Source organism: Streptomyces sp. 2A115 (assembly GCF_052245575.1).
Classification (GTDB): Bacteria; Actinomycetota; Actinomycetes; order Streptomycetales; family Streptomycetaceae; genus Streptomyces.
Genome location: NZ_JBQQCG010000163.1, coordinates 1 through 9,427, shown reverse-complemented (window position 1 = coordinate 9,427; position 9,427 = coordinate 1). Strand labels below are relative to the sequence as shown.

Here is a 9,427-nt window from a genome sequence, read left to right as displayed (position 1 = left end):
CCACGACACAGCCCACCGGCTCGGTTGGTCGAACTGGCGACGCCGCCACCAGGCCCGATCCCAAGCCAGCCACTACCGACGACAAGCCACTCAGGAATGAAGATCACGAACTACGGCTGGAGTACTAAGAACACCGAAAAGCTGTGCGGAGGTTGGGCGGCGAAGGACACCCCCTGGAGGCTTGATTCGTCCAGGCTCATCCGAGTAACCGAAGCAATGCGAAGGCACGAGGTCTGTCGGACCGGATGGTTGCTGCGAGGATTTTAGTAGGGGCTTAGTAACTCCTTAAGATCCCGGCGCACGCGGTGCGCCGCCACACGCAGCCCGGACGGGGCTGAGCCTCACTGATCGTGGAACCGGCTTCCCAGGGCAGTGGGCGAACCTGCTGCAGGGAGGACGCTCTTGCCCGGATTCGCCGGATTGACGTTCGCGGGCTGAAGTACTCCACCGCCCGCCAGAAACGGACGATCTGCGCCTGCCGTTGCTGCTCCGCTCCTGACCGATTGACGGTCCCTACCCGTCCCCCCTCAGATGGTCCGTGTCGGCGTGAACACGTCGTGCTGGGTCACTGTCAACCAACGCAAAGTGATGAAAGTGCCACAGGCGCGCCAGGCGTCGGCATAGTCTGCGGAATCACCGCAGGCGAGCGGGGGCGGCTTGTGGTGGGGCGGAGGTGTCATGGGTGGGGACCCGGATGTGCCGGCAACGGTCAGCAATCGTGGGGGAAGGGAGGTGCCCGATCCATACGGCGATCAGGCCCTGCTGACTTCCGCCATGACGACGGGCTACGACGCGGTACCCGAGCAGGAACGTGAGCGTCTGCGGCGCTACCTCGAAGCCGTTGTCGCGGCCCGTTCTGCGCCAGTGCACACCACTGTCGCCTTCAATGCCGTGTACTTCGGGTACGACCTCGGCGGCGAGGGCTACGGCGGCAGCCCTCTGCGCCTCGACGACTTTCCTGTGATCACCTTCGGTGAGTGTGCTCCTGTGCTGCCGGTCGGCGCCATGGTGTGTGTCGCCACTGGGTCGGACCCCCTCTATGCCGAGATCGTCTACCGGGAAGGCGCGCATCCGGGGGTAAGCGCGCACGGTGACGTACCGGCCTGGGTGTCGGGAGCGCCTGCGGGGGCCAAAGGACTGGGCCAGCTGGAGAGCGGCGACGCGCCGCGGCGCAGAGAGCTGCTGGTTCCGGACCTCCACGCCTTCGGCTCGGCCCTGAGTCTGTCGCCCGCCCAGCTCCACCGCTTACGCACGCGCCGACGCTGGATCAACGGAGACGGTCATGTCGTCGTCGAGGTCTGCTACCCGTCCCCGGAGGCTGCCCGGCGTGACGACCTGACGGCCTACGCGGACCATCTCGTGACGACGGCACGAGAGCAGTTGCTCAGCCCTTTTGTTCCCGTTTCCATCGCCGAACTGGCGGGCGGTACGCGCGACGAGGACCTGTGGGCGGGGCTGCTCGGCCTTCTCGACACGGTGCGGGGAGTGCTCAACTCCAGCGAAGCATTGCGTACTTGGGGCCACTACGCCATGACGAGGACCTCCCTTGCGGACTGCTGGCGGGACACCGGACCGCTGGGCGGCGATGATCTCCGGTCTCTCTCAGCAGCGGTGGAACACGCGGCCATCCCGGCGAAACGGCGCTACGGGCTCATCTCGCCGGTCACCGTGTACACAGCGGTCGGGCCGAGGCTTCGTGGGTTCCCCGGGGCCACGGAACTGCTCATGGGAGTGGGGTACGCCGCCGCGGTGTGCCGGGCGAATGTGGCGCTCGCCGATGTCGTCCAACGGGACAGTGACCAGGGGCTGTTCGAGAACGGCGCCCGGATCACGCTCGACGATGCTTTCCAGGGCGGAGGCGTGTGGCGGTCCCACTATCCCGGTGACGCGGAACCTCCCGGGGATCCGCTCATCCCTGCCGTACGCGGTTGGGCGTCCACGCTACCTGCGTCACCGGAGCCGGAGCCGGTGTCCGAGCCGGAAGCGGAGCTGGATCCGGTCGACTTGCCGCTCGCCGACGATGCCTCCCTCGGACCCGGCGAATTGCTGCGGAGCGATGCGGACAACATCGTCTGGCGGTCGCCCTTGCGGCTGGCCCATCTCATCGACGGATGGTTCCCCCTGCACCGGGACGCCGTGCGAGACCTTTGCCGGTCCCCTGGTCCGTGCCCCACCCTGCGCCTCGAACTCCACCATGCCGACGAGGTGTTGGAGGAGAAAGAGGCGGCACAGGATGTGACCGTGGAACTCGGTGACGATTCGGGCCGGTTGACCGGAATCCTCTGGCCGAGCGACTTCTTTCCCGGCCTGATGCTTGAGGTTCGTTGGGGCCTCGAGGGCACGGGGATTCGCATGACCACGACGTGCCTCCAAGAACGGGTGCAGATTGGCGACCGTGAGACCGGCCACTGCTACGACCCGCGTGTGCTCACCAGGGAGGATGCTCCAGGCAGCGACCGCCATGGTGACAGCGCAGCCGGGCTTGGCCCCCGGCAGCTGGTGATGCGCACCGTGCGCCGCTGCGGGCTGCTCACGCTGGACGGCCATGCCCTGCTGGACCGTTCGGTCCTGCCGAGTGCGGTCTACGGACGTCGGCCCGCTCTGCCACAGGTTGCTGCCTTGGAATCGGCGGTCGCGGAACTATTCACGGAGCGGGTCCTGGAGCCCGCCATCGGCAGCCGGGATGCCTGGGGGCAACCGCACTACCCGGCGCGCGACGGGCAGCCAACCATCCCCCTCGTCGGCTACCGCCCTGCCCGGCGGCGGGTGATACGCCCATGGGGCGGCACGGAACCGGGCGGCGAGGGACTGCGCGGCATTCAGCTCGTGCCCGGCCATCTGCGCCGCCTGCGGCCGGGGTGCTCGCCCAGCGAGGTCCAGCGCACGGCCTTTCGAGAGCACTGCCGCAGGCTCGGCAAGGCGGACGGTTGGGCACTGCCCTACGGATACACGTTCGTCACCGAGCACACACGCGGTCGCTGATCATTTCGCGCATCTTGAATCGATCGCGCGCAACCGTCCTCGAAACAGCCACAGAAACGGAGCACGTATTCATGCAGGACCGCTACCGCGTCGTCACGGGGCCGCCGTTGTCCCCGTCGAGCGTCTCGGCCGAGGAACTCGAAGGCCTGGCTGATGCGCTCAACGCCTTGCCCCACCCGGCCGCCACTGCTCTGAACGACCTCACGGTCAACGCGGTGGAACTTGCCTTCAACTCCTTGTCGCCCAGACACCGGCAAGATTTGCTCGACCGCCTGGGAATCCGCATCGCGGCCCCTCGGCGGGCGAGCAAGTCCCTGTGCGGAGACGTTCTGGGCAGGCTGCAGCGCGAGTTATGGCAGCACACCTGCACATGCGGGGTCAAAGGACTCACACACATTGTGATGAACCAGGTCGGCCGCTTCGTGTTCGCTCAGGACGGCGAAGCCGTGTCCGACCCGGTCTCCCGGTGGGGAGAGCCGCTGGTCCGGGCCACGATCTTCGCGTGGTGCAACGCCTCCGTCGGCGATGCCCACATCCTTGCTTGGGCGGCGGACCAGGACTGGTTCGCGGGGACCGCCGACGGGGACGAGACGGCGCAACTGACCACGGTCGGTGACGTGGCCCGGTCGATCGTGGCGGTGTACCCGGGCTTCGAGCCTGGCGCACCGGAGGAGGGGGAGCTGCCGCCCACGGCCGCCTCGGACGACGGATCCGAGGCGGCGGCCGAAGGTACCCTTGCAGACGCGGCGACGGAGCTCGACGCGGTCTGCCGAGAGCTGGAGTCGGCCCTCGTCCGCGCCCGGAAAGCCTTGGAGAAGGTGACAGCCCTAGTCGCGGACGGCTGCGCTCCGCAGGACGACGACCTGGCTCCGCTCGCCGCGCTGGCCGCCGTGTTTGATCGTGCTGAGGCCGTGTTCCGTGCGGCGGGAATCGAGGGGGTGTCCCTTCGTCTTGAGGACATGACACGTGCCGCCAGCGCGCACCGGGTGGCACACGAACACGACCTCCAGGCACGCGAGACCCTGCGGGAACTGCTGGGCGTCGCATGCCATCCGGATAGCCCCGCCACCTCCGCCGCCGAGGCCGTGCGGGGCGCGGCCCGCCGCTTGGTGGACGTGCCGGTGTGGGAGCAGGGACAACGGGACGAGAGTGCTGCTCTCGTCGCCTTGACCCAGCTCATCCGGCTGGGGCGGCAGGCGGACGCCGCGGCGGAGATCCTGGTTCTGCAGGAGCAGGTCGTGCGGGTGCTGCCAGCGTGTGCAATGGCGGCCGTCATGGCCCCTGAACTGACGCTGGCTCAGCCGGAGGCGGCCGACCGCGAACCCGTCGCACCGTCGGCAGACGCTACTGAGTCTGCCGACGGTACGACGATCGGAGAACGCGCGGACATACAGTCGACCGAGCGAGCGGACCGTAGCGCGACAGGCGTGACTGCCACCGCCCCTGACCCGGGAGCCGCCGCTATCCTGGCGGTCTCCGATCCGCTTGGCACCGATGATGCACAGGCCGCGACACCCGTTGATGGCGCGTCGGCACCGCGCACAACTTCGGCCGCTGAAGCCACGCCCGAACCCACTCGCCCGCTCGCCGGACCGTGCGACGAGCACGTGCCCACCCCGGAGACGACCCTCTCCCCGGCCACCTCCGCGAAAGAGGACAAGGCAGACGAGGACGAAGGCGCCGACGAGACCGCCGCCGAACGGGCCCTGGCGCGGCTAGTCGTCGAGCGGCGCTTCGGACTCGCCCACCATGTGGCACACTCCGCCGGCCACCCTGAGCCGCAGGTGGCGGCGCTCCGCCTGGCCGGTGCCGCCGCGCTGCTGACCTCCGGCGACAGCCAGGGCGCCCGGCTGACCACGGACCTGCTGCAGAGCTACGGCGGATACGTGGGCCGCGACACGGAGGGCAGCGAGCTCCTGCTGCTGCCCGCCCTGCTGCGTACCGCTCTTATCACCGGCGATCATCTGGCGGGCGCTCAGCTCAAGGCTCTCGTGCCCCGGCTCCCGGACCGTCTCGGCGAAGCGGCGACCGCCGTCGCCGACCGTGCGCTCAGTGGTGCCCTGATCGCCTCACCGCTGGTCGTCATCGCCGACGACGCCGAGCGAGAAGCGCGGCTACGGGAGTTGCGTGACCAATCCCGTGCCCTGCTCACACCGCAGAGGCTGAGGTTCGCACGGGCGACGGAGATCGCCAAGCGATGGCTGGTGTCGGACGACGGGATGCTCGGATCGCTGCTCATGAGGGTGGTCCACGACAACCGTGACGCGATTCAGCACGTCCGGGAGCAGACCGAACGCCTGTCGAAACTGGCCGAGGTCAACAACGAGATCGACCGTATGGACCGCAAGCACCGCTCATCCAGCGGTAAACCCCTCCAGGGTGCCGGGCGGCAGGACCTGGTGCATCTCGTGGAACGTGCAGTGGGCCTGGCCAAGGAGTGGTGCCTGGTGGTCGACGGCACCCGCCGCGGCGACCGGTCCGACAGCAACCGGGCGGTCAAGGAGATCTCCTCCCTGCGCCAGTCTCTGCTGGGTGCAAAGGAGGCCGCCCTCGGTGAACTCGAGCAGCTGGCGCGGCGCTCGGGTGCCCTGTCCGCCGCAGCGGCGTGGGCGGCACGCGCCTCGATGGAGGAGCTGTTCGCCCTGCTGACCGGTGGCACCAAGACCATGCGTACGGGCGGTTCACTCGCCTCTGAACTCGTCCTGGGTGCGGAACTGCTGAAGGTGTGCGACACCGTGGACGAGCAGCCCTCGCTCGACCAGCTGATCACCGCGGTCGACCGAAGCTGGCAGGACGCCCTTGCCGAGCGGCTGGACCACGATGCCTTCGCCGCGGTCCGCACCATCGTCGAGCTGGCCGGACGTGGAGTGCTTCCCGCCGTGCAGGCCAGGGAGTTCACGCCGCCCGCGCTCGCCGAGATCGAGGAGCTGGAGGCCGCACGGCGCACGAAACTGCGGAAGGAGCACGATGAACTCGTCACCGAGCTGCACCGTGCGCAGGCCGACGGCGCTGTAACCGACGACCAGGACCTGCGTCTGCAGGAACTGCTGGCCGACGCTCGCGAGCGACTCGACGGCGCCGACACGCAGAACCTGGTCGCCGTACGGCGCGGACTCGACACCGTACGGAGCAGCCTGCCCGATTTCCGGCGGGAGGCGGCCGACCGGATCCGGGCCCGCCTCGATGTCCTGGATTCCACCGCGGACCAGCGGGCCCAGGTGCTACGGCGCCTGGAGACGAACGACCTGGCCACCGCCGCAGACCTCGTCTACTTCTTGGAGATCGGCGAAGACATCCCGGAGATCGAGAGCGGCGAGTCGCATCTGGCGGAGTTCTTCCCGGCCGTGCCCGACGGACTGCGCGGGGGCATCGACCGTGAGCTCGTAGACCTCGTCCGGTCCTGCGGCACACACCCGACCATCCCCGTTCTGGACTACAGCGCGCTATCCACCGACGAGGCGGCACTGGCGGCCGATGCCCTCGACGAGTGGCGGGTGATGGGTGCCACCGAGCCGAAAGACCGGCTCCAAGTGGCGCATACGCGGCGGGTGCCGCCGCTCCTCAAGCTCCTCGGCTACGACGCCAAGAGCGCCCGGCAGCTCGACGAGCGGTCTCAGCACCGGCGCGAATACCGACTCTTCGAAGCGACCGAGGTAGCGATCAATGGCAGGGCGAAGGCGCCGGCGTTCGGCTCGCAGATCAGGGAACAGGGCGGCAACCTCCGGGTGATGATGGTGTGGGGTCGGCCGCCCGCCAAGGTCGTCATGAGCTGGGCGGAGCGCGACACCAGCGGAACAGGCCTCCTCGTCGCCTACTTCGGCACGCTGAGCCGTGAGGCCCGCGTCGAACTCGCTGTCGGCTCCGGGCGGTTGTCGCAGCCGCTGCTGGTAGTGGACGACGCCGCCCTCGCCTATCTCGCGGCCCATGGCAACCGCCAGGTCAGCACTGCCACGCAGACCTTGTTGCCGTTCTCCGGCGTCAATCCGTACATCAGGGAGAAGCGCGGCCGGATTGGTGGCGAGATGTTCTATGGCCGTGACGCCGAACGCAAGAGCATCCTCGACCCGCGTGGCACCCAGGTCATCTTTGGTGGCCGCGGCTTGGGTAAGTCGGCCCTGCTCGCGGACGCCGGGGACAGGTTCATGGAGCAGCGTCCCGGCTACTACCAGACCGTGTACGTGAACCTCGACCAAGAGAACATCGGCAAGGGCAGCTCGCTCGGGCCGGAGACCCTGTGGAGCGTCCTGGACAGGAAACTGACCGAGGCGCAGGTCCTGAGTCGTCCCCAAGGCCGCAGGCCCGCAAAGGACATCTCCGAGCGGGTACGTGCGGGCATCCAGGCGTGGACCGACGGAGACTCGCGTCGGCGTCTGCTGATCCTGCTCGACGAGTGCGACCAGTTCTTCGAGGCGGATGCCCCCCGATTCAATCAGACCAAGAAGCTCAAGGGCCTCGGGGACGACACCAAGGACCGCGCCAAGGTCGTCTTCGCCGGCCTGCACTCCGTGCAGCGGTTCTCCAAACTCGCGAGCAACGGGCCGTTCGGCCACCTCGCGCAGACCCCGAAGGTGATCGGCCCACTCGCTCCCCAGTTCGCCGCAGAGCTGCTGGTCGAGCCGATGCGAGCACTCGGCTTCGAGTTCCTGGACCTGGACCTCGTCAACAGGGTGCTCGGCTACTGCTCCTACCAGCCTTTCCTGCTCCAGATGTTCGGGCATCGGCTGGTCGAGGTGATGCATCGCAAGCGGGCACGGCGCGGACCCGAGGGCCCCAAGGAACCTCTGTACGCGGTGGAGCTCGCCGACATCGAAGTCGTGGAGTCGGACACAGGTCTCAGGGACAGCATTTCGGCGGCCTTCAAAGACACGCTGAGCCTCGACCACCGTTACGACGTGATCGCCAACGTGTTGGCATACCACGCCCGTCACCGTGGCCTGGAGGTGCGGCTGAGCGACACCGAACTGCGCGAGGAGTGCGAGACGTACTGGCGCAAGGGCTTCGACCAGCTCGACACCGAGGGTTTCCGTGCCTACCTCTCCGAGATGGTCGGCCTCGGCATTCTCGCCCCGAACCACGACGGTTTGGGCTGGCATCTGCGCGGCCCTAGCGCCCTGCGCATGATCGGCACCTCCCACGAGGTGGAAGCCCGCTTGCTCAGGGCCGAACAGGACTGCGAACTCCAAGAGAGCATTGTGCAGGAGGGCCGTCCCGAACTGCCTGACGGCCGGTCGGCTCCGCTCACCATCACCCAGCTGGATGACCTCCTCGGCGAGCGGTCCAACCAGACGAGGGTCGTCCTCGGCACCCCCGCGACCGGTGTCACCGACGTCGGTGACACCCTGCGTACGGTCGCCGGACGCATCGCCGACTGGAAGCTGCCACCCGTCGGCAACGCACGTGTCTACCGGCAGGAAATCACGGGCGGAGTGCCGCGTGAGCGGCGAGTCGTCATCAGCGACTTCGCCAACTACCCGGCACGCCCGGAAGCCTGCCGGGAGGCCGTCGACCAGGCCGAGACACTGCTGCCCGGTACGCCGGGCGTGACCCGGGCGGTCGTCCTTATTGCCGACCCCACCCAACTGGTTTTGTGGCGGCCCCTGTTGACGGGCACCGAACGCACCACGGCCGCCCCCGTCGTGCTGCGCCGACACGACCGACGCACTTTGCGCGGCTGGGCCCAGCGCGTAGAGATGTTCCACACAGAGGACCGCCTGGACCGCCTCTACGGACTGACTGGCGGCTGGCCGCTCCTAGTGGACCGGGCCCACCGCCTGCACGGCGAACTTGGGGACCCTGACGAGACGTTGCGCCGCATGGGCGGTCTGTGCACGGACCGGGCCGAGGCCCGTGCCTTCGCCGAGGCGACTGGCCTGTACGCGGACCCGATGCTGGCTACGGGCTACCAGGCACTCGCCGCCGAGTTCAAGGACGACCCGTTCGACCTGGAGAGCGCGGTGACCGCTGTGGCGGTCCAGGCCGGATTCGAGGATCAGGACGAGGATAAGGCTCGATGGATCGCCACCTGCCTGGACGCCCTCCAGGTCTTCGACCGCGAGGACGGCCAGCTGCGGCTGGAGCCGTTGCTCCGGGAATGTGTGGCGCTCTACGCGTGACTGACACGGCGACGCTCTCGCCGGGTTCGGCGCGGCGAGAGCGTCACAGCGGCAGAACGTCGGCTCACCTGATCTTGTCTCGCCAGACCTGGCACAGACCGGCGAACTGCGGTGGATCCTGGTCCAGCACCTCGAGCGAGAGATACGCCGTCCGACCAGTAAGTGGAGGACCGGTTCCCACTGCCAAGCACAGATGCCCCGGGACTACCGGTAGTTCGTTAAATCCGGCGGTGGTGGGGATTGACGACGGGTCGGTCTGGTCGTAGGCCGGTAGCAGGAGCCAACTGCCTTGCCGGGGGCTGAAGATGACTGCTCGCCGTCCGTGTCCGCCC

2 protein-coding genes are annotated in these 9,427 nt (G+C 68.3%); both read left to right on the top strand.

Translation table 11 applies throughout. From position 1 onward, the window contains the following. The first annotated feature begins 732 nt into the window (after window positions 1–732). Window positions 733–2,982: a hypothetical protein gene (locus ACTWQR_RS54655; RefSeq protein ID WP_443234827.1), complete on the top strand. Its 2,250-nt coding sequence runs from the start codon at window positions 733–735 to the stop codon at window positions 2,980–2,982. 71 nt (window positions 2,983–3,053) lie between these two features. After that, complete coding sequence (locus ACTWQR_RS54650; protein ID WP_443234826.1) at window positions 3,054–9,095, top strand: hypothetical protein; 6,042 nt, start codon at window positions 3,054–3,056, stop codon at window positions 9,093–9,095. Window positions 9,096–9,427 lie beyond the last annotated feature (332 nt).

Excerpts from the sequence above, each read along its gene's own strand:
- ACTWQR_RS54650 (WP_443234826.1), top strand. The coding sequence starts at position 3,054 with ATGCAGGACCGCTACCGCGTCGTCACGGGGCCGCCGTTGTCCCCGTCG.